The sequence below is a fragment of the Fulvivirga sp. M361 genome (genome assembly GCF_007097395.1).
Lineage (GTDB): Bacteria > Bacteroidota > Bacteroidia > Cytophagales > Cyclobacteriaceae > Fulvivirga.
In genome coordinates, this window is the sequence record NZ_VKDC01000003.1 from 254,744 (window position 1) to 278,322 (window position 23,579).

At 40.5% G+C, this 23,579-nt stretch carries 29 protein-coding genes; 16 read left to right on the forward strand and 13 right to left on the reverse strand.

What is annotated here, in order from left to right; genetic code table 11:
* Positions 1-172 precede the first annotated feature (172 nt).
* Positions 173-787, forward strand: coding sequence for a hypothetical protein (locus tag FNH22_RS03520; RefSeq protein WP_143396945.1), 615 nt, complete (start codon positions 173-175; stop codon positions 785-787).
* 206 nt (positions 788-993) lie between these two features.
* On the opposite strand, the gene FNH22_RS03525 is transcribed toward FNH22_RS03520, so the two are convergent.
* Together FNH22_RS03525 and FNH22_RS03530 are read right to left on the reverse strand one after the other, a co-directional pair.
* Positions 994-1,941: a GyrI-like domain-containing protein gene (locus FNH22_RS03525; RefSeq protein WP_143396947.1), complete on the reverse strand. Its 948-nt coding sequence runs from the start codon at positions 1,939-1,941 to the stop codon at positions 994-996.
* Between the two features lie 112 nt (positions 1,942-2,053).
* Positions 2,054-2,473, reverse strand: coding sequence for a hypothetical protein (locus FNH22_RS03530; RefSeq protein WP_143396949.1), 420 nt, complete (start codon positions 2,471-2,473; stop codon positions 2,054-2,056).
* Between the two features lie 345 nt (positions 2,474-2,818).
* Here FNH22_RS03530 and FNH22_RS03535 point away from each other — a divergent pair, with 345 nt between their 5' ends.
* On the forward strand, positions 2,819-3,403 hold the full coding sequence (locus FNH22_RS03535; RefSeq protein ID WP_143396950.1) for a hypothetical protein: 585 nt from the start codon (positions 2,819-2,821) through the stop codon (positions 3,401-3,403).
* 152 nt (positions 3,404-3,555) lie between these two features.
* On the opposite strand, the gene FNH22_RS31935 is transcribed toward FNH22_RS03535, so the two are convergent.
* Complete coding sequence (locus FNH22_RS31935) at positions 3,556-3,717, reverse strand: hypothetical protein (protein ID WP_185154068.1); 162 nt, start codon at positions 3,715-3,717, stop codon at positions 3,556-3,558.
* A 721-nt stretch (positions 3,718-4,438) separates the two neighbouring features.
* Between FNH22_RS31935 and FNH22_RS03540 the strand changes: the two genes are divergently transcribed.
* From FNH22_RS03540 to FNH22_RS03575, 8 genes are all read left to right on the forward strand, one after another.
* Positions 4,439-5,755 carry a TolC family protein gene (locus FNH22_RS03540; RefSeq protein ID WP_143396951.1) on the forward strand — a complete coding sequence of 439 codons (1,317 nt, stop codon included), beginning with the start codon at positions 4,439-4,441 and terminating at the stop codon, positions 5,753-5,755.
* A gap of 2 nt (positions 5,756-5,757) precedes the next feature.
* Positions 5,758-6,834, forward strand: coding sequence for an efflux RND transporter periplasmic adaptor subunit (locus tag FNH22_RS03545; protein ID WP_143396952.1), 1,077 nt, complete (start codon positions 5,758-5,760; stop codon positions 6,832-6,834).
* A gap of 18 nt (positions 6,835-6,852) precedes the next feature.
* Positions 6,853-10,044 carry an efflux RND transporter permease subunit gene (locus FNH22_RS03550; protein ID WP_143396953.1) on the forward strand — a complete coding sequence of 1,064 codons (3,192 nt, stop codon included), beginning with the start codon at positions 6,853-6,855 and terminating at the stop codon, positions 10,042-10,044.
* Between the two features lies 1 nt (position 10,045).
* A complete protein-coding gene (locus FNH22_RS03555) occupies positions 10,046-10,351 on the forward strand; it encodes a hypothetical protein (protein ID WP_143396954.1) in 306 nt (101 codons plus the stop codon).
* A gap of 15 nt (positions 10,352-10,366) precedes the next feature.
* Complete coding sequence (locus FNH22_RS03560; protein WP_143396955.1) at positions 10,367-10,552, forward strand: DUF2892 domain-containing protein; 186 nt, start codon at positions 10,367-10,369, stop codon at positions 10,550-10,552.
* 683 nt (positions 10,553-11,235) lie between these two features.
* Entirely contained in the window at positions 11,236-11,730 is a 495-nt protein-coding gene (locus FNH22_RS03565) for a DUF302 domain-containing protein (RefSeq protein ID WP_143396956.1), read from the forward strand.
* A 22-nt stretch (positions 11,731-11,752) separates the two neighbouring features.
* Positions 11,753-11,956: a hypothetical protein gene (locus FNH22_RS03570; RefSeq protein WP_143396957.1), complete on the forward strand. Its 204-nt coding sequence runs from the start codon at positions 11,753-11,755 to the stop codon at positions 11,954-11,956.
* On the forward strand, positions 11,919-12,482 hold the full coding sequence (locus FNH22_RS03575) for an AraC family transcriptional regulator (RefSeq protein WP_143396958.1): 564 nt from the start codon (positions 11,919-11,921) through the stop codon (positions 12,480-12,482). The genes FNH22_RS03570 and FNH22_RS03575 overlap by 38 nt, the downstream gene beginning before the upstream one ends.
* A gap of 186 nt (positions 12,483-12,668) precedes the next feature.
* Here FNH22_RS03575 and FNH22_RS03580 read toward each other — a convergent pair whose 3' ends face one another.
* A complete protein-coding gene (locus FNH22_RS03580) occupies positions 12,669-13,199 on the reverse strand; it encodes a transposase (protein ID WP_143396959.1) in 531 nt (176 codons plus the stop codon).
* Between the two features lie 458 nt (positions 13,200-13,657).
* On the opposite strand from FNH22_RS03580, the gene FNH22_RS03590 reads away from it, so the two are divergent.
* Together FNH22_RS03590 and FNH22_RS03595 are read left to right on the forward strand one after the other, a co-directional pair.
* Positions 13,658-14,434 (forward strand): SDR family NAD(P)-dependent oxidoreductase, encoded by a 777-nt coding sequence (locus FNH22_RS03590; protein WP_221420209.1) that lies wholly within the window; start codon positions 13,658-13,660, stop codon positions 14,432-14,434.
* A gap of 172 nt (positions 14,435-14,606) precedes the next feature.
* The gene (locus FNH22_RS03595; RefSeq protein WP_143396960.1) at positions 14,607-15,023 is read left to right on the forward strand and encodes a hypothetical protein; all 417 of its coding nucleotides are present in this window, start codon (positions 14,607-14,609) and stop codon (positions 15,021-15,023) included.
* 20 nt (positions 15,024-15,043) lie between these two features.
* Here the strand turns inward: FNH22_RS03595 and FNH22_RS03600 are convergent, their stop codons facing one another.
* The 4 genes from FNH22_RS03600 to FNH22_RS03615 form a co-directional block, all read right to left on the reverse strand.
* Positions 15,044-15,886, reverse strand: a complete 843-nt coding sequence (locus FNH22_RS03600; protein ID WP_143396961.1) for an ankyrin repeat domain-containing protein — start codon at positions 15,884-15,886, stop codon at positions 15,044-15,046.
* Positions 15,887-16,027: 141 nt separating this feature from the next.
* Positions 16,028-17,077 carry an aldo/keto reductase gene (locus FNH22_RS03605; RefSeq protein WP_255517977.1) on the reverse strand — a complete coding sequence of 350 codons (1,050 nt, stop codon included), beginning with the start codon at positions 17,075-17,077 and terminating at the stop codon, positions 16,028-16,030.
* Positions 17,078-17,120: 43 nt separating this feature from the next.
* A complete protein-coding gene (locus FNH22_RS03610) occupies positions 17,121-17,687 on the reverse strand; it encodes a Crp/Fnr family transcriptional regulator (protein ID WP_143396962.1) in 567 nt (188 codons plus the stop codon).
* 528 nt (positions 17,688-18,215) lie between these two features.
* Positions 18,216-18,407, reverse strand: a complete 192-nt coding sequence (locus FNH22_RS03615; protein WP_143396963.1) for a SymE family type I addiction module toxin — start codon at positions 18,405-18,407, stop codon at positions 18,216-18,218.
* 95 nt (positions 18,408-18,502) lie between these two features.
* Here FNH22_RS03615 and FNH22_RS03620 point away from each other — a divergent pair, with 95 nt between their 5' ends.
* A complete protein-coding gene (locus tag FNH22_RS03620) occupies positions 18,503-18,718 on the forward strand; it encodes a helix-turn-helix domain-containing protein (protein WP_143396964.1) in 216 nt (71 codons plus the stop codon).
* Positions 18,719-18,725: 7 nt separating this feature from the next.
* On the opposite strand, the gene FNH22_RS03625 is transcribed toward FNH22_RS03620, so the two are convergent.
* Positions 18,726-19,265, reverse strand: a complete 540-nt coding sequence (locus FNH22_RS03625; RefSeq protein WP_221420210.1) for a DNA cytosine methyltransferase — start codon at positions 19,263-19,265, stop codon at positions 18,726-18,728.
* Between the two features lie 6 nt (positions 19,266-19,271).
* The gene (locus FNH22_RS03630) at positions 19,272-19,481 is read right to left on the reverse strand and encodes a helix-turn-helix transcriptional regulator (protein ID WP_143396965.1); all 210 of its coding nucleotides are present in this window, start codon (positions 19,479-19,481) and stop codon (positions 19,272-19,274) included.
* 171 nt (positions 19,482-19,652) lie between these two features.
* Between FNH22_RS03630 and FNH22_RS03635 the strand changes: the two genes are divergently transcribed.
* The 3 genes from FNH22_RS03635 to FNH22_RS03645 all read left to right on the forward strand — a co-directional run bounded on the left by FNH22_RS03635 (position 19,653) and on the right by FNH22_RS03645 (position 21,492).
* The gene (locus FNH22_RS03635) at positions 19,653-19,844 is read left to right on the forward strand and encodes a hypothetical protein (protein WP_143396966.1); all 192 of its coding nucleotides are present in this window, start codon (positions 19,653-19,655) and stop codon (positions 19,842-19,844) included.
* Between the two features lie 529 nt (positions 19,845-20,373).
* Positions 20,374-20,814 (forward strand): helix-turn-helix domain-containing protein, encoded by a 441-nt coding sequence (locus FNH22_RS03640; RefSeq protein WP_143396967.1) that lies wholly within the window; start codon positions 20,374-20,376, stop codon positions 20,812-20,814.
* Between the two features lie 153 nt (positions 20,815-20,967).
* Positions 20,968-21,492 carry a hypothetical protein gene (locus FNH22_RS03645; protein WP_143396968.1) on the forward strand — a complete coding sequence of 175 codons (525 nt, stop codon included), beginning with the start codon at positions 20,968-20,970 and terminating at the stop codon, positions 21,490-21,492.
* 183 nt (positions 21,493-21,675) lie between these two features.
* Here FNH22_RS03645 and FNH22_RS03650 read toward each other — a convergent pair whose 3' ends face one another.
* The 3 genes from FNH22_RS03650 to FNH22_RS32590 form a co-directional block, all read right to left on the reverse strand.
* Positions 21,676-22,743 (reverse strand): serine hydrolase, encoded by a 1,068-nt coding sequence (locus FNH22_RS03650; protein WP_143396969.1) that lies wholly within the window; start codon positions 22,741-22,743, stop codon positions 21,676-21,678.
* 104 nt (positions 22,744-22,847) lie between these two features.
* On the reverse strand, positions 22,848-23,021 hold the full coding sequence (locus FNH22_RS32585; RefSeq protein ID WP_255517978.1) for a hypothetical protein: 174 nt from the start codon (positions 23,019-23,021) through the stop codon (positions 22,848-22,850).
* An 83-nt stretch (positions 23,022-23,104) separates the two neighbouring features.
* Complete coding sequence (locus tag FNH22_RS32590) at positions 23,105-23,377, reverse strand: transposase (protein WP_255517979.1); 273 nt, start codon at positions 23,375-23,377, stop codon at positions 23,105-23,107.
* Positions 23,378-23,579: the final 202 nt, after the last annotated feature.

A 23,579-nucleotide genomic window follows, 5' to 3' on the forward strand; every position in this document is an offset into this window, starting at 1 on the left:
GCCTCGGAAATATTAGGTCGTTCGTTCCTTTTGATATTTTCATTTATTTGCCAGATAGAAGTTGATCAGGGTTTGAACCTATTAAAAGCCCATTGAATTCTTTAAATTTACTGAAAATACATAGTGAATTTATACCCAACTGAGCATCTATATGTTAGCGTCAAAGAGCACTATGAAATCAAAAGCTTTCTTCCTCTGCACATTCTGTCTGATAGGTTCATCCATTGTTTCATGCCTCCATGAAACATGTGATCCGGCACCTCCCCATTTTGAGATCAAAGGTATAACATCATCTAATAGGAGGTTTACCAATTCGGTAAGGGGTCCGTCGGTAACTTTTGAAGATAACCTGCCGGTGAACTGGAGCAGTTTTTTAACCAGATTCGAATTCGAAGTTAACTATATTGCAAAAGCAAGAACAGGTTTGAACGGGACACTAATGGCCCTTTCGTGCCTGGGACCAGGCGAGGCCGGAGATAAAATTGGCGTGGATACGGTCATTGTGCGAACTACCAATGACTACAATAAAGACTATCTGAAAGGAGCTGTTATAAACGATATTATTTTAGCGAATGACTGGATTTTTCATACAGATGATTTTGATCAATTTATACCGTTAGCCGATTATATAATGAATAATTCTGAAGGTGTACTGTGGCATACATTTGAACTTAAACTGACGGAACCACCGGCCCGGGACACTGAATTCTCTTTTGAGCTAACGTATAAACTGAATAACGGAGATGAGTTCACGCATACTACTCGATCAGTCAATCTCACGGAATAAAAGATGTGGACCGGTATAGTTTCCATAAATTACTAAAAAACGAATACCCTCCGGGCCTGTACGTGTTTTGAGTATACTCCATACCTATCCAAATGGCTTTTGGTAGGTGTTTTTACCGCAGAGGCGCAAAGACGCAGAGGGAATTTCCACGCGCCTAAAAGCTTAGCGCCTCTGCGGTGAGAAAAATCGCTTTATTCAATCGATGTTTACAAAGGTTTTACCGGTATACAAATGTCCACCGGTGATTTGCCATCCTTTTGTTCTTCAGTGTACATTTCGAAGCATGGTCCGTCATCCGGCTGGTAGCCGCTGGCCGGGAGCCAGGTACCGAAAAGCCAGTTCCAGGCCTTTTCGTAGTCCTTTGCTGTCAGAATAAACCGGGCTACGGCATACTTACCGGCGCTGATCTTCATTTTACCAATTTCTCCATCCACCTTTGTATCCGGAGGTATGGTCATGCAGGCGCTCGTTCTGAGGTTTTGCTCCTCGGTCACCTTCAGGTCATCGTGATATACGGCGAAAAATGTCAGCTCTTTGCTTTCCATCAAACCGCGTGGACCGGCCCAGGCGCAGAGTTTGTTGAACAGCTGTTCAAACAGTTTTTCATTGCCTTTGTAAGCCCCGGTGTGGCGGATGTAAGCAACCGTCACCTCTGGAAGGTTTTTTACTTCAATACTTTGATTTAGTTCCATAGTAGATCTCCATTTAATTGTTTTTGATTCGTCACAAAAGTACATGGAGACCTCTTCGGGCCGTTGATGAAAATTGCGGTGTGTTTGACTTATATTGCTATTTTCAGTGGACGATTTACGCCATGCCGATGGCGATACTTTAAAGTAGGTTTTAAAGTTCCGGGAAAATATCGAAACATCACTAAAACCGCACATCATGGCGATTTCAGAGATGGTATGGTTGGGATTGTATTTTAACAGTGTTGCAGATCTTTCAATTCTTACCCGGTTAATGAATTGAAAGGGCGTTTCCCTCACCATAGCAAAAAAAATACGATTGAAATGATATTTGGAGAAATTAGCTTGAGATGCTAATTCTTCCAATGAAAACGATTTATCGAGATTGGCTTCTATGTAATCAAAAACACGATTAATACGCGACTTGTATTCGGCCACAAGGTGTTTGTTTTCGATTGGGTTCATGTTTTTTAAGACTAATTTCCGGTTAGTCAAAAGTACATATTACCACAAAAGAATGACGAACGAATACATTTTATGACAGACTAAGTTTAGGTTAGCGGTCCTGGTGGTGGGTTTATCTTTCAAATTCAGTAAGAAAACCATCGACTGCAACTCCGTCATCGATTTTCAAAATATTATCCTCTATTTTTAAAATTCCTCTTTCTGCACCATCAATGTATAGAACTTGATGGTCATCTTCATGCTGTATTTTGTAATCGTAAGTTCCACTTTCCAATCCGGCATAAATATCTTCAGGGCCGGTTGATTCTATATTATTTTCTATTATCAAAACCTTAGTATTTTCATTGAAAACCCAGGATACTTCACCAACATTATAATCGATATTGATCCCGGTAAGCCCACCACTTACATTACTAAGGTTCCAGGTGCCATTAATGGTTTGTGCCTGAGTGGTAGGATCATCGTCCTGCCCACAACCCGTAAAAAGACCTATAACAAACGCAATAATCAAGGTGAAAATGGTCGATTTCATGGTGGTGAGTATTTTTAATGTTGTCTATAAGACGCTTAATCCATAACCATGGTTGGAATGTGATGGTAATCGATATGCCTGGGAAGGTTTAATAACACTCGTTAATAGGTATAGAGAAACATATCTCACCCTGGTCTTAGGTATAGCGCAGCGATCCTAAGACCAGGGTGGGAATAGTGCAGATGATAATTATCTAAGGACATTGAAATGTCACTTTCTGTAAGAGAGAATATTTAAAAATAGATAGTAATAATTATATGTTTTTTAGAGTATTGTTGATCATTGATAAAGTAAGCGTTTTTAAGTGATCAACAAAAAACGCTTGCAATACTAAATCCTTTTAAAATGTATTGTTTACGAGCGGCCTTTTTTGTAATTCTAATTACTTCATTAAGCTCATACGGACAAACTCAGCTTTCTAAACAGAATGATTTTATAGACGGTGTTTACCAAACATTGGACGAATTTAAGACAAACAACCCGTCGATACCTTCAGTTGTTATTATTCAAGACAAAGAAAGATATGCGTTAAGACAAGTTATATGCGAAGAAAATATAGTTTATGCCTCAAAAGAGGGTACCAGTAAAATAGCTGCTGTTCATATATGGGGGATATGTGTATATGGAGATCCATATATTAGATATAAAGGGTGTTTTATTAAAATTGCCCGATTCGGATTGATTTCTACGTTTGCTCTTCCACTAATTTTGTATACAGGACCTGATCTTCCAAACACTCCTGATATTGACGTTTTTGCTGTAGATTTATCAACAGGTAGTATATTTCATCAAAGAAACGATGCTTCGAAAATAATCGACATCATCAAAAGAGATGAGTTTTTTAAGAATACAAGAATTAAAAAGAAAGACATTGGTTTTTATATAAATCAATATAATGCAAGGCATCCATTTAGCTTTAGTAATGATTAGACCTATAATCTGGTTTTAGGTTTAGCGCAGCGATCCTAAGATCCTAAAAAGCCGAGAACATCTGCTCGGACTACTTTAGAAAAATACCTTCTATTATTTACAACATTCGCCTTACAGAATGGACATTAACACGCACAAGTCGGAAGTCGTACCTATACGATAAAAACGATTTCCAACTTAGCCTCAACCTGTCTTTCATAACTCATACAACTACTCCATTCCCAGGCTGCTGGATCATCTACAAAACCAGCTTTTATCGGGTTGTGGATATAATCCATCTGCTGGTCAATCATATCGATGGTAGACAGTTCCATAGGGTGGTTATACTGTTGCCATCATTGGAAGTCCAGGTTGCGTTTGTTCTTTTTGTCAACTCTTTCAAACATCCGCAACAAGCATTCCTGCCTGCTTTCACTTGGATTTGCTTTGATACATTGCCTCAACTGCCTGGAAGTAAAGCTTTTAAAATCACGAATGATCGCCGATGGTTCCTTACCTTCTGCTGACTCACCATTAAATGGACATGGCTGGCCATGATACACCAGGCATGGATCATTAATCTTTTATGCCGCTGACAGTAAGCCGGGCTGTCTATCAGGATTTCCCTGTATTCATTCCGTATGAATAGATCGATCCATTTAATTACTGTGAAGGTGACGAAATAGTACCCTTGTTGATCGTTGATGGTGTATTTTCTTCCTACAGATTGTAAAGTTGTTTACAGTGAGGTAAACCGAGCGAGACACTCTATCCGGTTATAGGTCTTAAGATCGCTGCGCTAAACCTAAGACCAGAGTGGTTACGAATCCTGGCGTTGGGTTAACGCGGGAGAGGAGAAGTAATCTCCTAATCGCCGGACCTGGTGGGTCGATTTATATCTTCGCAAAATGTTCCGACTCGAAGGAGGTAATAATCAGGTTCATCCGAGCAATGTTATCTTTAATGCAGCATAGTAATGTTGCAGCCTTAGTAACTTATGTCACGGACTGCCAGGTAATACCAGTCTACTTTTGCTTCATCAAAATAAGATGAAGCATGAACAAGGCATTGTTTTTCAGAGTGGTCTTTTACTTTTTGGCCATATCTCCATCGTTATGGGGCCAAGAAGTGGTACCCATTACCAAAGAGGAAGTACAGCAGGCAGTTGCGGAGCATAATTTAGCCATAAAAATATCAGAGCAGGATTTTTATAAGGCTGAGGCGGATTACAAACAAACCACGTCCGTGGTGCTGCCTCACATAGGGGTGTCTTACACCGGTTTAACCACAACCAACCCCTTGATGGCTTTTGGCAGTAAGCTAAACCAGGAGATCCTGACCGAAGGGGATTTCAACCCGCAGTTGTTAAATGACCCTTCCAGCATTTCTAATTATGCACTGGCCATAGAGGTACAGCAGCCGCTGATCAACCTGGACGGGATCTACCAGCGTAAAGCGGTTAAAACGAAAATGGAGGCAGTGGCCCTTCGTACTACCCGGACGAAAGACCACCTGGCTTTCGAGGTGGAGCAATACTATATGCAGCTTCAGTTGGCCTATAAAATGGTAGAAGTATTATCCAAAACCAAAGAAAGCGCATTAGCGAACCAAAAACTGGCAGAAGATAATTTCCGACAGGGCTATTTGCAAAAAGCGGATGTGCTGGCGGTTGAGGTGCGGGTAATGGAAGTGCAAAATCAGCTGCAAACAGCCGGGAGCAATGTAAAGAATATCTCGGATCATCTTTCCCACTTGATGGGAGAAAAAGGGAACGTCGTTTTTAAACCGGCTGATAGCCTGTCTTTAAACGTGTCTTCAGAGACGGAGAGCTACCAGGTGTCGAAAAACCGGGCTGATATCAAAGCTTTGCAATTGTCCACCGAGGCACATGCTACGGTCCATCGTGCCAGTAAGATGTCTTTCCTGCCCCGATTGAATGCTTTTGGAAGTTACCAAATGTATGACGATCACCCTTTTTCTGCGGACGCCAATGGCTATGTGGTGGGTGCACAGCTAAGCTGGAACATTCTGGAAGGAGCAAAGCGGGTCGGGTTAGCTCAAAAAAGTAAAGCTGAATTCAAACGGTCTGAGCTGGAATACGCGCAATATGTATCTCAAAGCAATGTGGAAATGGGTAAAGCCCGACGTATGCTTACAGATGCCGAAAGCCACCTGGTGCTGGCCCGTCTGGCCATGGACCATTCCCGGGAGTCATTACGTATCCGTACGAACCGTTTCCGGGAAGGGCTTGAAAAATCTGCTGACCTACTATTGGCGGAAACACAATATGCCCAAAAACAACTTGAATATTATCAAACCGTTTTCAAGTTCAATTACGCACTTGCATACATTCAATTTTTGACCAAGGTATAATCATGAAAAAGCATAACTATTCATTAGTTCTTTTCGCCGTCATCATCCTATTTACAGGTTGTAACGAGGGTAAGGAAAATACATTACAAGACTCCTCTTCACTAATAGCTGTGAATGTCAGCAGCGTAGGCCAAAGTCCTGAGGTTTCTTATTTTACGGGGAGCGGTAAAATTGAGGCTATGAACAGCGCTAACCTCAGTACCCGCGTGATGGGCCTGGTAGACAGGTTGCATGTGAAGGTAGGAGAAGCAGTAAAAAAAGGACAGGTACTTGTAGTACTCAATAATGCAGACTTGCAAGCTCAACTGGCTCAGGCCAACGCCAGTATTGCAGAAGCTTCCGTAGCTTTTAACAATGCTGAAAAGGATCATAACCGATTCAAAAACCTCTTTGCTGATAACAGCGCCACACAAAAGGAACTGGATGACATGGCCGCACACTTTGAAATGGCCCGGGCCCGGTTGGAGGCTGCACGTCAGCTAAAAAACGAGATCGTCGCCCAGTTTTCGTATACGAATATTAAAGCGCCTTTTGATGGTGTAGTGACCCATAAATTTATTGAAGCCGGGGACATGACCAATCCTGGCATGTCACTTCTTTCAATAGAATCAACCCATCATTTCCATGTTATGGCAATGGTACCTGAAAGTGAAATAGCCGGGGTCCAAACAGGCGGACAAGTCACAGTCACTATAAAGTCCATCGATAAAATGATGAAAGGGAAAGTGACAGAGGTGAGTGCGTCTGCAAAAAATACCGGAGGGCAGTACCTGGTAAAAGTGGTGATGGAAGAATTCGATAGCCAGGTGCGTTCGGGAATGTTTGCCTCGGTTGATTTTCCTGTCGAAAGGGTGACCTCCAGTGTTCCAATGATCTCAAAGGCAGCTTTAGTCCGTCATGGGCAGCTTACCGGGGTGTATACGGTGAGTGAAAGTAATACCGCAATGTTACGCTGGCTTCGACTGGGCCATATGGATGGCGACGAAGTGGAGGTGCTGTCAGGGCTTCGGTCAGATGAGCAATACATTCTGTCTGCTGAGGGTAAATTATACAATGGAGCAAAAATTACGATCCAGTAGGCGTCAAGTGATTTTATTATGAAGGAAGGATTAGCAGGAAAAATTGCCCGGGGATTTATAAGTTCCAAACTTACCATACTTCTCATGATCGTGTTCATGATCGTGGGAGTCTATACCTCATTTTTAATTCCAAGAGAAGAAGAGCCCCAGATCAATGTGCCCATGGCAGATATTTTCGTGGGCTATCCCGGGGCCAGCCCTTCTGAGGTTGAGTCACGTGTGATCAAACCATTGGAAAAACTCATTTCCAATATTAAAGGCGTAGAGTACGTGTATTCCACCTCTATGAAAGAGCAGGGGATGGTGATCGTACAGTTTTATGTAGGAGAGGACATTGAGCGGTCTTTTGTAAAGATGTACAATGAGATCAATAAGCATATGGACATCATGCCGCAAGGAGTAACAATGCCTCTCGTGAAAACACGCGCCATAGATGATGTCCCGATGCTGGCCCTTACACTTTGGAGTGAGACGTATGATGACTACCAACTACGACAGATCACGGAAGAACTAAGAAGTGAAATAGAAAAGATAAAGGATGTGTCGGCAACTAAAGAGATCGGAGGCAGGAAACGCCAGGTAAGGATAGTGCTGGACAAAGATAAGCTGGCAGCCAGTGGATTAGATCTTTTGTCGGTATCGGAAATGATAAAGGTCAATAACCAGCAAATGGCGGCCGGGAGCTTTAATAAAAATGATACGGAGTTCCTGGTAGAAACCGGTCACTTTTTACAGACTGCTAAAGACGTGGAAAACCTGATCGTAGGCATCCGGGATGATCAGCCGATCTATCTGAAACAGGTAGCTGCTGTGATAGACGGGCCTGAACTTCCCGAAAACTATGTGGCCTTTGGTTTTGGGCAGGCAAGTGAACAGGCGGGGCAATATCGGTCCTCTTATCCGGCCGTTACATTGTCCATAGCTAAAAGGAAGGGTGCGGATGCTATGCGTTTGGCGGATATCATTCTGGACAAGGTAGAACGATTAAAAGCCGGTTTGATTTCGGAGGACGTACATGTGGAAGTTACCCGGAACTATGGTGAAACAGCTTCACAAAAGGTATCTGAATTATTGTTGCATCTGGTAGGCGCTATCGTAGCCGTAACCTTTGTGGTGATGTTGGCCATGGGATGGAGGGGAGGCCTGGTGGTGTTCTTATCTGTGCCGGTCACTTTCGCATTGACGCTGCTTAGCTACTACATGCTGGATTATACCCTTAACCGCATTACGCTGTTTGCCCTGGTCTTTGTAACGGGGATCGTAGTGGATGATTCTATCATTATCGCTGAAAATATGCACCGTCATTTTAAAATGAAGCGTTTGCCCTTTAAAGATGCGGCTTTGTATGCCATTAATGAAGTAGGTAATCCCACCATTCTGGCTACGTTCACCGTGATTGCCTCTGTGTTACCTATGGCTTTTGTGTCCGGGCTTATGGGGCCTTACATGTCGCCTATGCCTATCGGGGCTTCTATGGCTATGCTATTGTCCCTGTTCGTAGCGCTTACCATTACGCCTTACCTGGGGTATTTATTTCTGCGAGAAAAAGAAGACAGTAACAAGAAGGTGACGTCTAAAAAAGTAGAAGACACGCTCATTTACCGGTGGTATGAAAAACTGGAGCGGCCGTTGATAGAGCGCAAAGCCCGTCGCTGGATCTTCCTGGGCATTACGGGTGTGTTATTATTAGGGTCGCTGGTCATGTTCTTCACCAATTCAGTGATCGTAAAGATGCTCCCGTTTGATAATAAGAATGAATTCCAGGTAGTGATCGATATGCCGGAAGGAACTACCCTGGAGCGTACGGCTGTGGTGACACAGGAAATCACCCAATACCTGGCTTCAAGACCTGAGGTGGTAAACTATCAAAGCTATGTGGGTACTTCGGCGCCCATTACATTTAACGGCCTGGTGAGGCACTACGACCTTCGCGGAGGAAGCAACATGGCAGATATCCAGGTGAACCTCGTAGATAAGCATGACAGGAGTGCACAAAGCCACGATATTGCAAAATTGTTAAGGCCGGGGATCCAGCAGATCGTGCGTAAGTATGATGCCAATGTAAAAATCGTGGAAGTTCCCCCGGGACCACCGGTACTGTCCACCATTGTGGCAGAAATATACGGACCGGATTATGAAGGACAGATAGCCGTGGCAGACCAGGTCAAAAATATCCTGACCAACACCCAGGATGTGGTAGATACGGATTGGATGGTCGAGGATGACCAGGTGGAATATACCCTGGTCATTGATAAAGAGAAAAGTATGCTTTACGGGGTGGCACCGCAGCAAATAGTACATACTATGCATATGGCGCTATCAGAAAATGCCATCACTACCCTGTATGACGAACGAGCTTCTCACCAGGTAGGATTAGTCTTAACCCTGGATGAAAAAGAGAGGTCTACGATAAGTGATATAACAGCGCTCAAAGTGAGATCAAAAATAGGTAAAATGGTTTCTATCAGCGACCTGGTGGAGGTACAGGAAAAGAGCCGACCCAAAAATATCTACCGAAAGAACCAAAAACGAGTGGTATATGTGATGTCAGATATGGCGGGTGAACTGGAAAGCCCGGTATACGCTATCCTGGGGATGTCGGATAAGTTGGCTGCCATTGATTTACCACATGGGTATAGTATCAATGAGTTGTACATTAAACAGCCGGATTTTGAAGATGATTATACGGTAAAATGGGATGGAGAATGGCAAATAACCCTGGAAGTTTTCAGAGACCTTGGCATCGCGTTTCTGGGGGTGATCGTGATCATTTATATCCTGATTGTAGGCTGGTTTCAAAACTTCAAGGCACCTTTTGTTATGATGGTGGCCATACCGCTTTCCATGGTTGGGATCGTCCTTGGGCATTGGTTATTGGGTGCTTTTTTCACGGCTACTTCCTTTATAGGTATGATTGCCCTGGCCGGGATTATGGTACGGAATTCCGTGCTGTTAATTGACTTTGTTAACCTGAGACTGTCTGAAGGAGTTGCTTTGAAACAGGCGGTTATCGAGGCGGGAGCTGTGCGTACCACTCCTATTTTGTTAACGGCAGGTACAGTAGTGATCGGTGCATTTGTGATCCTTTTCGATCCTATTTTTCAAGGCCTGGCCATTTCATTAATGGGGGGTACCATAGCCTCTACCGTATTGACACTTTTAGTGGTTCCATTGGTATATTATTTAATCGAACGTAAAAACCATAAGTAACATGAAATTGCTGATCATAACGGCTGTAGCACAATTTCAGCATGAAGTTTCCAGGTTGTTGAAAGAGGCAAAAATTGACAGCTTCAGTAGCTCGGGCATTGATGGCTATAAAGAGTCCACCCTGCAATTGATAAACTCGGGTTGGTTTGTAGGGGAAAGGGGAGGGGTCCGGTCCCACCTTTTCTTTTCTTTTACTGAGGAAGAAAAAGTGGAAAAGCTTATGCAGTTGATAAAAGCATTCAATGAAAAGCTGGAGACAGATAACCCGGTGAAAATGGTGGTCGTGCCCATCGAAAAATATATTTAACTAAATCTTTTAAACATGAAAAACAGGATAGTAAGAGCTGTTGCAGGGTCTTTTGTATTGATAAGCCTTGCGCTGGCGATGACAGTGAACATTAACTGGTTGTGGTTTACCGCTTTTGTAGGTGCTAATTTGTTACAATCGTCCATGACCAGATGGTGCCTGATGGATATTATTTTAGGGAAACTTGGAGTGAAGGATTGAGGAGAAACTGTTTTACGTTTTTTGGCATTGGAAATATACATGTAATGTGGTTTTCAGATCAACCTATTTTTAACGTGGATTTTTCCTCTTTTAATTACTCTTTGATCTTTAGAAACAAGATCAATAGTTCAATGACCAGACGTATTGATCTTGGGTAAATTTTATCTTTGAGTAGGGAGTAGTCAGGTTGTAATACTTTCTCCGAGGTTTTATGAAAATTAAAACAGGCATGTAACAATGTCTACTTTGAATACAAGACGTATTGGGTGACGATTGTGGAAGACATAAACTTCAAAAATGAGTGTTGACTCCGGGGTCTTGAAGTTTTTTGGTTTGGTTTTCATTCTCCCTTTGCCCTCCATTCTTGCTCTCTAAACCATAATAATAAGGACAGGGCCTTGTCTGTAATGCCTGATGAAGTTGCCATCATTCCCTCCCAAACCAGCTTTACCTCATTTATCAGCGTCCGGCACCAAGTACTCCATTTGTGCTCTTTGCACTTGTTCAGTCAACCCCCTGACTAAAAGTGCTTGCGGAAGTCATTTTAGGGTAACAAATGAACTCGAATATCGTCAGATCGGTTTATAGGAAAACCTGAGTTGAAACACACTCTATATGTGGGTTTTAACATAATTAACTCAGGAGGATTGTGAAAACCTATGAAACGATTAAAATGATGATCAATGAGAACCTTACAGTACTTTGTATGCCTGGTTATACTTTCACTGAACGCTTGTAATACATCACAAAAGGATAGTATAATGAATACGAATGATATTTTGAACAAAGGCTTAGTGACCAAAACCAGCAATGTTGATTTTGAGACTACCTATCGAAACCTTAAAAACGCATTGGAGGCTAATCCAAATCTTAAAATACTATTAGAACTGGACCATAGTAAAAATGCCGGGTCTGTGGGACTGGACTTGGACCCCACACGCATTATTATGTTTGGTAATCCTAAATTGGGTACCTTGCTCATGCAGCATAAGCAAACTGCAGGAATTGATCTCCCGCAAAAGATTATTGTTTACCGGGAGTCGGATGGCCAGGTTAAAGTAGCTTATAATCATCCCATTTACCTTCAGGAAAGACACGAACTTAACGACCATGAAGAAGTGCTGAATAAAGTAGGTACGGCGCTTGACAACATAACAGAGATTGCGATAGGTAAATAACCAACGATCAATCCGGGTAGGTATGAAATTTTTAGGGAACACCAGCGAATACCTTCAGCTTGAAACGATAGGTAAAGACAATTGCGAGGTATTAAAAGAAACGGTTGAAAGCAGTTTAACGATACTGTGGTTTGAGTATGATCACAATGTGCTGGCAATAGATGGACAGGAGTATATTTTCAATAAGAATGAGATCGTTTTTTTTAACAGAATTTCATACCATTAAAATCATCAGTACCAAGCGCATCAGGTTTCTGAGGTTCAACCGTCCTTTTTACTGCGTTTTGGACCACGATGATGAGGTGAGCTGCAAAGGAGTGCTCTTCTTTGGGGCATCACAACTGCCTGTGATCACCCTGCCGGAGGAGGAAATAAAGAAATTTGAGATCCTTTGGGAAATGTTCAGCATTGAAATGGAATCCAATGATAATTTGCAAATTGACATGCTGCAAATGATGCTGAAGAGGTACTTAATTTTATGTACCAGGCTTTTTAAACAGCAAACACAGTACCCTGAAGACAAAAAAGAGGTGGATATTGTGCGGCAATTTAACTTCCTGGTAGAGCAGCACTTCAGGTCAAAACATACAGTAGCCGAATATTCCGGGTTACTAAACAGGTCCCCCAAGACTCTTTCCAATCTATTTTCAAAGCTCGGATCAAAAACACCTTTACAGTTCATACAAGATAGGATAATGCTGGAGGCAAGAAGACTCTTGCGCTATTCAGAGCTTCAAATACAGCAATGTTAGCCTATTTATGGCAAAGATGACATTTGAAGTTTTAGTTGGTGAAGCCGGCCGGAGGCCTCAGCAATAGGCGTCACTCGGAAACCCGAGCGACTGTTGAGGCAGCAAAAGATAACCGATGATTAAATTCAACTTCAACAGTCGCTTGGCTCCGCCGAGTGACCCAATATCACTTCCGGCCTCTGGCCGTTACACCGGCTCAATTTGTAAGGGAGAGCAATTGCCCACACTGCTGTAAATCCATGAAAAGGGATCAGAAGTATAACCAGCTTCCACAGGGTTACTATGTATATACTCAACCTTTTGGTCAATAATATCAGGATAGTTTAATTCTATGGGATGATTGGTCTTCTGCCAAAACATAAACCGAGCGTTTTGTTTTTGGTATTTGGCATAATATTTAAACATGTGGATAAGCCATTCCCTACGACTTTCCCCCTGTTCGTTTTCAATTGATTTCATTATTTCTTTGGCAGTGTAGCTTTTAAAGTCCCTTATAACACTATTCAGTTTGTTCTTATCATGGCGTGCTACCAAGTGCATGTGGCTTGGCATGATCACATAAGCATACAATAGTAGTCCTTTGTTCTCTATACAATATTTCAGACTTTTAATGATTATGTCACAATACCGTTGCCGGGTAAAAACATCTATCCAGCCAGCTACGGTCAACGTAAGAAAATAAGGATAATCGGTGTTAGCTTTTCTCAGTTCTGACATGGGAGCAATGTTAGCCTATTTATGGTAAAGATGACATTTGAAGTTTTAGTTGGTGAAGTCGGCCGGAGGCCTCAGCAATAGTCGTCACTCGGAAACCCGAGCGACTGATGAGGACTGATGAAGTTACTCGGCTCCCAGCAGAGCGACCAAATATCATTTCCGGTCTCCGCTCATCATCATATCTCTTAGTATAATCAACGTCCATTTCTCTCCAAATACTTCTGACGAGAGGTTTATGGGGCATAACGATTTTGGATCTTGCGTAAAATTTCAATTTTCTTTTGCACAGTTAAAACATTTTAAACATGTTTGCAACCAGTTGTTAAATAAAACTGGTTTTAATTTAGATTATTTTTGCAGCTCGTTTCTGGAGAGAAAGGTCTATTAGATAGAAAACAATGAGTTTCAAGCAAAGACAATTAAAATCAATACATAAAACGATTAAAAATAAATTGAAAATGAAATTATTAGCTAACAAAAATGCCGTAATCATCGGTGCAAAAGGAGGAGTAGGTCAGGAAATCACCCGTCAGTTCAAACAGCATGGAGCAAAGGTTTTCTTGTCAGACATTCATGTAGAAGGCACAAAAGAGAAGGTCGAACTTGGCGAAATCAGACAATTAGATTCATTGAATGAAGATGCTCTTAAAGGATATTTCGATTGGTTTGATGAAGAAAATGTAACTATCGATATTTTAATCAACTGTAGCGGTGCAAACCCAGCATCGCACCAACACGGAAAGCCAGCAACAGAAGTGTCTTATGAAGATTTTATGAGTCCGCTGAAGTCTTCATTAGCCTCTCATTTCCTGAGTGCAAAATATGCTTATCCGGTAATGAAAAAGCAGGGTAGCGGTACGATTATTTTCATCACTTCAACACTTGCGCATGTAGGATGTCCTTGGAGTCCTGCCTTATCTGCTACTCACGCCGGAGCAGAAGGTTTGATGAAAAGTTTAGCCAACGAATGGGGCCCTGATGGAATTCGTGTATTAGGTGTTCGCTCTGAGGCAATGTTAGATACACCAACCATTGACTATACTTATAGAGCAATGGGTGCCAATATTGGCCTGAATTATGACCAAATGAAAGAGTTTGTTGCCAATAAAACATCATTGAAAAAACTAACCAATTCATCAGAATTAGCCGATGTCGTTGCTTTTGCAGGGTCTGATATGGCAAGTTATATGACGGGTACCATGTTGAACCATTCCGGTGGGCATATTTTAAACTAATCTGTTATGGAAAAACCGGAAAAAGAACCAACTGTGGGTTTTTTACATAAAGATCTTGTGCCTTTAGCAAATTATTATGATGTCTGTTCTTCGGGTTGAGATTTTTATTTAGAAAAAGTGTGAAAGAATTTATTGAATGGAACAAAGGACAACTAAGTGAAAAATAAGGATAATGAGTAAAAAAGTTTTAATCAGCGGTTTGTTGTGTACCATGTCCATTGCTCTGGTGGGGGTGACGTGGCACGTAGTACTATTCAAAGGGCAATACATTTACCTCGGCGTTTATAACAGAATGGATGACCCAATATATGCATTTGGGTTTTTAGCTTGGATTTTGGAAGGTTTTGGAATTGCTTATTTGTTTTCAAAATCTTCTTATGCCAAGAAAGGTTTGTTTTCAGTTTTGAAGTTCGTTTGGTTAGTGGGTATGATAGTTTCAGCAACAGAAACCATCGGATCGGCGGCTAAAAAGCATATTCCGGACATGGTTCAGTGGATTTTGCTTAGTGGCGGATTTATTCTGATTAACTATTCCATTATGGGGATTGCTCTATGGATGGTTTATAAAAGGAATGAGAAAATTGTATAATGCTTTTAAGGAAATCGTTTTTATTTCCACAGTTTTCCAAGTTTCGATAAAATTCCTTTTCCGCTTTCTTGTTTCGGATTTTGGTCAATTAAGCCGGAAATAAATGAGAATATTTCAGAATTCTTTTTTTTAGCAATATCTTTTGCCGTTTCACCGCTGGTGTTTTTCAGGTTGGTTTTAATTCCTCTCCTGATCAATACCTCAATAACTTTTTTATTTTCTCTTTTTGTTGCTAAATGCAAAGCAGAATTTCCTTTTCTGTTTTGATAATTTATTTTCGCTTTAAAATCTAATAACAGATTTACGTGTTCAGGAAAATCATGTTCCGAAACTCGTCCTAGAGGTGAATTTCCATTGGCATCAATATGATTCGTATTCGCTCCCGCGTTTAGAAGTAATTTAAGAGCATCGGGTTTCTTTTGATGTAATGCTCCCATTAAAGGTGTAACGCCGGTTCCTCTACAAGTAAGGTTTACATTTGCATTATTTTCGAGTAATAACTCAACTATTTCGGTTCCGTAATATGAGTTAGAGCTTGCCATATCGAGCGGGTTATATTCACCGCTTATATTTATTTCTGCTCCTTTAGAAACCAGTGTTTTTACGGAATCAAATTTATAATCACAACAGGCCAGGTATAAGGGTGTTCTACCCTTATTATCTAAGCTGTTAATTGCAATTCCTTTTTCAATCAAAAACTCAATCAGATCTGAATGTCCTTTTTGTGAAGCGTGATGAAGTAAATTTCTTTTATAACCATCTCCTACAGTTGTATTCAAATCAGCCCCGGAATTTATCAATTCCGAGACTTTTTCCAGATCTCCATTTTTCGTTGCTTTGACTAAATCTGTGTTTAAACTCATTGGTTTTTTAATGGGGCTAACGTCTGATTATTATCGGTAATTTGAGCTTTTCAAATTTCTATAAAAGTATCCTATCACCCAAGTCTTTGCAAATAGCCCAGTTAACTTATGAATGATAGTGTTTGTTCCGTGAAGTCGTCTTTACCTTTCACCTACCCAATGCGGATAAAGTAAATTAGGTTGTGTTAAAGTGTTTAATTCTTCCATGTGGTGCGGAGCTAATGACCAACCAACCGAATCCAAATTATCTATAAGTTGCTTTTCGTTTCTTGCACCTATCACTATACTGGAAACCGTTTCGTTTTGTAACAGCCAGTTGATAGCGACTTGTGGGATGCTTTTATCCATTTCTGTTGCAATGCGTTTTAATACATCAACAACATTATACAAAAATTCGTTATCAACAGGTGGGGAACCAATATCGCCTCCTGATTTTATTCTTCCTTCGCCCATTGGCTCATTTCGTTTGATTTTACCGGTCAACCTTCCCCAACCTAAAGGGCTCCATACCATCAATCCCAATTCCTGGTCTTTGATTAAGGGCATCAATTCTTGTTCGTAATCCCTACCAATAAGAGAGTAATAACCTTGATAAACTATGTACTTCTCCAAATTCAACTTTTCTGAGACAGTAAGAGATTTCATGAGTTGCCAAGCTGCAAAATTGGAACATCCAATGTAGCGTACCTTGCCACTATTGATCATCCTGTCCAGGGTTCGTAATGTCTCTTCTATCGGTGTATTTGCATCGAATCCATGCATAATGTACAGATCAATATAATCTGTTTGTAAGCGTTGTAGACTGGCATCTAAAGCATTAATTAAGTGAAAGCGAGATGCACCTTTGTCATTTGGTGCTTTTCCCATTTGGAATGTTCCTTTTGTTGAAATAATGCAGTCTTGCCTTTTTCCCGATAAAGCCGCACCGAGAATAGCTTCGGAATCACCCTGAGAGTAAACATTTGCAGTGTCAAAGAAATTCACACCTCGCTCCAGACAAATAGCGATGAGCCCGGAGGCTTCTTTCACATCAGTTTTACCCCAGCGACCAAAGAACTCGTTCGTGCCACCAAATGTGCCTGTTCCGTAACTTAATACAGGCACTTTTAGTCCTGACTTTCCTAAATTTCTATATTCCATATTTTTTTCACTGAGTTTATTTTCAGCAAAATTCGGGTATGAAATACTCAAACCACAGGAGGGTTGTCACAGATATGATGTGCGGATTGTCACACTAAGCAGGAATGAGACGACTAAGTGTTTCTCTGGAAACGCCTAAGTACGAAGCAATCATTGTTTTTGGAATTCGTTGGATCAAGTCAGGGTATTGCTCTAGCAAGTTATGATAGCGCTCGCTTGACTTACTACTAATAAAACACATTATTCTTTTCTGTAATGCTATATATCCAGCAGTTGTTTTCTTACGGAAAAAATATTCCATTTTTTGTAAGTCATGGCACAGTTTCTCTTTATTCTCCAGTGATAAAGAAAAAACGATTGAATCTTCCAGGCAGTCTACAGACAAGCTTGCTTTGGTGCCGTAATGAAATGCTTCCGGGTCGGTTATCCACCAATTTTCCATTGCAAAATGAATTATGTGCTCTTTCCCTTCAGAACTTATACGAGAAGCTTTCATCAATCCTTTTACAACAAAATAGTCATGTCTTACATAATCGCCCTGTTGTATAATGAGTTTATGTTTTTTAAATGCTTTTTGTTCGAAGTGAGATAATACAAGTTCAAATTCTTCATCAGTAAGAGAAACAATTTCTTCTATCTGTTGTCTAAGTTTTATTTTCATTTAAACTATGGATGAGTTTCAGTGTAGTGATTACACAACCAGCAAATAACATCCATTTCGTTTTTAAACGTTTACAAATATTTACAAATAATATTCAAATGGATTAAGCTAAATTAACCATAATCAAATATTTCTTGGAAAATGCTTAGCAATATACCGGGAGTATCCGGATCATTTAGCATAGGTTCTCAAAAACAATCCTTAAGCTTTTTTTGGAAACTGCGCCTTGAATTCAGGTGTTTTAAAACGAATAGCTTCTACCTGTTGTCCTATGAAAGTTTTAACCTGAGCGACTGTTGAGGGATCGTCAGGTGTGAGCCCTATGGCTATCTACGGCCTGATTTGTAGGAGAGATAGAAAATTAGAATAATCCGTGTTCTCTCTTCTCAGTCTGACATGGAAGAAGTGGTGACAATTCATTCACAGGAAAGATGACATTTGAAGTTTTAGTTAGTGAAGCCGGCCGGAGGCCTCAGCAATAGTCGTCACTCGGAAACCCGAGCGACTGATAGGTGATCTAAAGCACTTTTATTCTCTGTCTTCTATGTTCAAGGTGATGATCAGCCTATTCTTTTGCGATTTGATTTTGATTTGACACCCTTCTTTAAACCCAAGTGCATCAAGCCATTTCCCCTCCAGCCTGATTTCAGGAACGGTGATATGATCCCACCTTCTTGATCTGTACTTTGAATGGATTTTCAATTTTCTGAAGCTGTTCATTTGTCATTCAATTATATGACAAACATAATTCAAAAATCTAATTTGTCAAACTTTAATATGACAAAATTGTCGTACAGTTAGTTGACATTTGTTTCGTGACCAAAGAAGAACTCAAAAAGAAAATTGGCAAGCGGATCATTGAGCTAAGAACGCAAAAGGGGTGGAATCAGTCTGACCTGGCAAGGGCTTGTGAAAAGGATCGTCAGGCGATAGAGAAGTTGGAGAATGGGAAGGTGAACCCTACGCTTTATTCGATTTACGAGATTGCAAAGGCACTTGGCATACCTCTATCTAAACTGATTAATTTCTGAAATAGCGTTATAGTTGAAGAACCACTAATATCCCAAATAGTCTGGCTCTCAGCCGAGCAACTGATGAGGTCACTCGGAAACCCAAGCGACTGATGAAGACAATAAAATCCTCCAAACCACTTTCTTTTTTCTTGCGCAGTACACCGGGTACGTTTTCAACGATTACGTATCCAGGACGGAAGTATTCAACAAATCGCCTAAATTCAACCAGTAAGTTTTTAGACTTTTGAGATTTGGTTTTGTCTGTATTTATAATGCTCCAAAATTGACATGGACTGCAACCAATTAAAACAAGATTTTTATCTCTTCTTTTTAGTCCAAGTTGCTTTTGAAGGTCTTTTTCTTTTAAATCAAATACATCTGCTTTTATAAAAGATGCTCCTTTGATATTTGCTTCATAGGTTTCCTTACAATTTTCATCATTGTCAACGCCTGCGAGAACATTTATTCCTGCTTCTTGCATTCCGTAGCTCATTCCACCTCCTCCACAGAAGAAATCCACGGCTTTGAGAGGTGTTTGGCTTGATATGTCTTTAATGTTTTCCAATTAAAACTATTTTGTTGAAATAAGCAGTTCTCTAACATCTATATCCAACGCCTCCGCAATCTCCACTAATGTTTCCAATGAAGGTTGCATATCATTAGTACACCATCTTGAGACCGTGGTTCTATTCTTTCCAACTTTTTCAGATAACCATTTATTGGTTCTGTCTTTTTCGGCAAGGACTACACGGATTCTGTTTATTTGCTTTTTAGAGGTCATTTGAATCGTTTTACACTATACAAATAGCAATTAGGGCAAATTTAATTGATTTAAAAATTTTGATTTTGTTCTTTTAAAGCTATATTTGTTTCGTAATACGATTCATTAATTATCTAAAAAGATGTTTTAGATCCTTTTTAAGAATCAAGTGTAATTTTAAACTTTTACTAAATGAGCAGGAGATATACCAAAGCCGATTTAGAGCAAATCGTATCGGTTCAACTGGAAAACCTTAATGCCATGCATGACCTTTTGAGCATCATGAAGCATCAAAACGAGCTATTGAATAGTGCAAACAAGAAGTTGAAAGATGAAATCACAGATTTTAAGCAGAAGTTATATCCAACTCGAAAACGAAATTAAAATTCTTAAATCTGCGGATGGGGAGGCAAGCTCTTTGTGGCTGTCCCGAAGGGCAGACGCAATGTGCTTGTCCGTGTGTTGGCAAAATCAAATAAAAATCTCTTGTGCGGTGGGGAAACTACCACTGACCTTTCTTAGGGCTATTGTAGCTAACTATTGAATAACATCCATTTCGTTTTTAAACGTTTACAAATATTTACGAATGACATTCAAATGGATAAAGCTAAATTAACTATAATCAAATATTTCTTGGAAAATACTTATCAATATACCGGGAGTATCCGGATCATTTAGCATAGGTTCTCAAGAACAATCCCTAAGCTTTTTTTTGGAAACTACACCTTGAATTCAGGTGTTTTTAAAACGAATAGCTTCTACCTGTTGCCCCTATGAAACCAACAGTCGCTTGGCTCCCTTAGCGACTGATGATGCAGGATGTCGCGTACGGGCAGTTTGTGCTTTACAACCACCGTTTGTATTTTACCAGCGCAATATCCGGAATGTGTAAAATCTTAATAACTTTAAGCCTATGGAAAGTACTACAACACCCCGACCAAAACACCTGGGCAGAAAGATCCGCCGCATGCGTGAGATCCTGGGCGTAAAACAGGATACCGTGGCCGATGGACTAGGTGTAACCCAACAAACCGTTTCCAATATTGAGAACAACGAAGAAGTGGAAAACGACACCCTGGAAAAGATCGCCGATGTACTGGGTGTGAACCCTGATGCCATCCATAATTTCGATGAAGAGCAGGTCGTTTACAATATCCAAAATAATCATGAAGGGGCGAATCAAGGTGTCTCGAATGTTAATGTAGGAACAGAAGTTCAAAACTATTGCACCTTTAACCCCATCGATAAGTGGCTGGAGGCCATAGAGGAAAACAAAAGACTATATGAGGAGCTGCTGAAAAGTGAGCGGGAGAAAGTAGCCCTATTAGAGAAAGTGTTGGCGGGTAAAAAATGATACTTCCTGGTAAGACGCTGGTGTAGCAAAAAATAGACGCTTAGGCCCGGAAAAACATCGGGCCTCTTTTTGTTGTATTTTGTACACTTTTTTTATCGAAAAAAAATTGAAGTGTACAATCTTGTACACCATTTTATAAAAACTTTTAAAAAAGTGTACAAAACCTCTTTTCTCGATACGCTAAAAATGTGCTTTGGCGTGGGTAACACATCCATAGCCAACCTGATAGGCACTTCGATTGATTTTGTAAAATCGGTATCTGCCGGCAGGCGGTCTTTTTCCCTGACTCATTACCAGCCCTTATTAAAACTGCAGCAGGCGCTTTCGCTGGATACACCACTGGAGGAACTGGCTCATGCCACCCATGCCTGTCTCCAGGATAAAACAGAAGCGCTCAATGCGGAGATCAAAAAATTGGAACAGTCCATCTTACGAAAAAAAGAAACGTTGGAAGACTTGGAGCAGGAATTGGCCCCGTTACGTCGTGGCCTGCATGCCTGCCAGGTGCTACTGGCGCAGGAGGGCCTGACTGAGCATGAACAAAAATGGATAGCGCTCCGCCGGCGCCACCTTACATCCAAGATCAATGATCGCTACCCTCTTAAAATAAGCCTGATAAAAAGTAAGTTAGCAGGCCTTCAGGCTGAGCTGCAAGTACTGAAAGGCATTAGGTGGTGATTTTTCGCTTTTCGTATATGACGTCTCTTGAAAGGGAGGTGGATTCCGAGCTTTTAAAATCTTAATCAAACTAAGTCCATCAAAAGTATCCGCATTAGAAATGCTACATGCCCGATCTTACGAGGAAAATGGGAACGCATTGCGCTTTGCTAAATGCGCTCCAGGGGGGGTATTGCATCTAATCTATTTTTTTGATTCAAATAAAATTTTTGCAATTGGATCTGTCAAATCAACTCTTGATTCTGTGAATTCAAAATTACTCAGCACTATGATACAAATACCGTTATCAAGATATCGGTCAATACATGCTGAGAATCCATCAATTCCTCCTTCATGAAAAGTTCTATAGTCCTTAAACTGCCAGTGATGATCAACGAACCAACCAAATCCGTAAAAACTAGGGTCAACAGTTTTATTTTGAGCAAAAATTTTATCTAAATTTTCTTTTTTCAAGAGTTGGTCGGTGAGTAGTGCCTTGTGCCATTTGTAAAGATCGACTATGCTCGAATACATTCCTCCCGCAGAATAAGCAATTGCAATATCAGCTATATCTGTTTCTAATAACTGGTTATCTATTTTGGTATATCCTTGGGCAAAATTTTCAGAATTTTTGTTTAGGTAACCTGTGTTATTCATTTGGAGCGGGTCTAAAATATTTTCTTTTAGAGCCTTTTCGAAAGTTGTTTTCGATATTTTTTCAATCAATATGCCTAGAAGGAAATAATTTGTATTGCTATAGGACCATTCTTTACCCGGTTCAAAATCTGACTGTAGTTTCTGAAAACACTTGGCAAATTCTTTAGGGGTATCTGACATCTGCTTATCGATATTACAGCCAATTTCAACTTCGGTATAATCTTGTATCCCTGATGTATGATGTAAAATTTGTTCAATAGTAGCTTTACTATCAAGGTTAAGTTCAGGCAGATAATTCCTAATTTGTCCTTCTAAACTTATTTTTTCCTGCTCAACGAGCTGCATTATAAGCATTGAAGTGAATTGCTTTGTCAATGATCCAATTCTAAATTTCGTCGTAATCAGGTTGGGTTCTTGCTTCTCAATGCTTGCAAATCCGTAAGCCTTTTGAAAAATGATCCTGTTTTGATCAGCCACCAGTACAACACCATTGAACTTACCACTATCTACTTGATTTAAAATAAGTTGATCCAACTCATAATTGGTGCTCTGAGCGTAGGTAAAACGGATAACAATAAGACATCCAATAGTAAATAGAATAAAAATCTTATTCATAATTCAGTTTTAATGAAAAGACGGCAATCCTTTCAAATGGTTGCTTTCCTCAACAGTCGCTCGGCTCCGCCGAGTGACGAAATATCACTTCCGGCCTCTGGCCGTTACACCGGCTCAATTTGTAAGGGAGAGCAATTGCCCACACTGCTGTAAATCCATGAAAAGGGATCAGAAGTATATCCAGCTTCCACGGGGTTATTATGTATATACTCAACCTTTTGGTCAATAATATCAGGATAGTTTAATTCTATGGGATGATTGGTCTTTTGACAAAACATGAACCGAGAGTTTTGTTTTGGTATTTGGCATAATATTTAAACATGTGGATAAGCCATTCCTTACGACTTTCCCCTGTTCTTTTTCAATTGATTTCATTATTTCTTTGGCAGTGTAGCTTCTTAAAGTCCCTTATAACACTACTCAGTTTATTCTTGTCATGGCGTGCTACCAAATGCATGTGGCTTGGCATGATCACATAAGCATACAATAGTAGTCCTTTGTGCTCTATACAATATTTCAGACTTTTAATGATTATATCACAATACCGTTGCCTGGTAAAAATAGCTATCCAGCCAGCCACGGTGAACGTAAGGAAATAAGGGTAATCTGTGTTGGCTTTTTTCAGTTCAGACATGGGAGTAATATTAGCGTATTTATGGCAAAGATGACATTTGAAATTTTGGTTAGTGAAGCCGGCCGGAGGCCTCAGAAATAGTCGTCACTCGGAAACCCGAGCGACTGTTGAAAGCACTAACCTCTCGTCTCGCACATAGCCACGCCCTGATTTAAATTTAAAGCTTGTGGCGGACTTTCCAATCCCCACCAAAATATCCTGA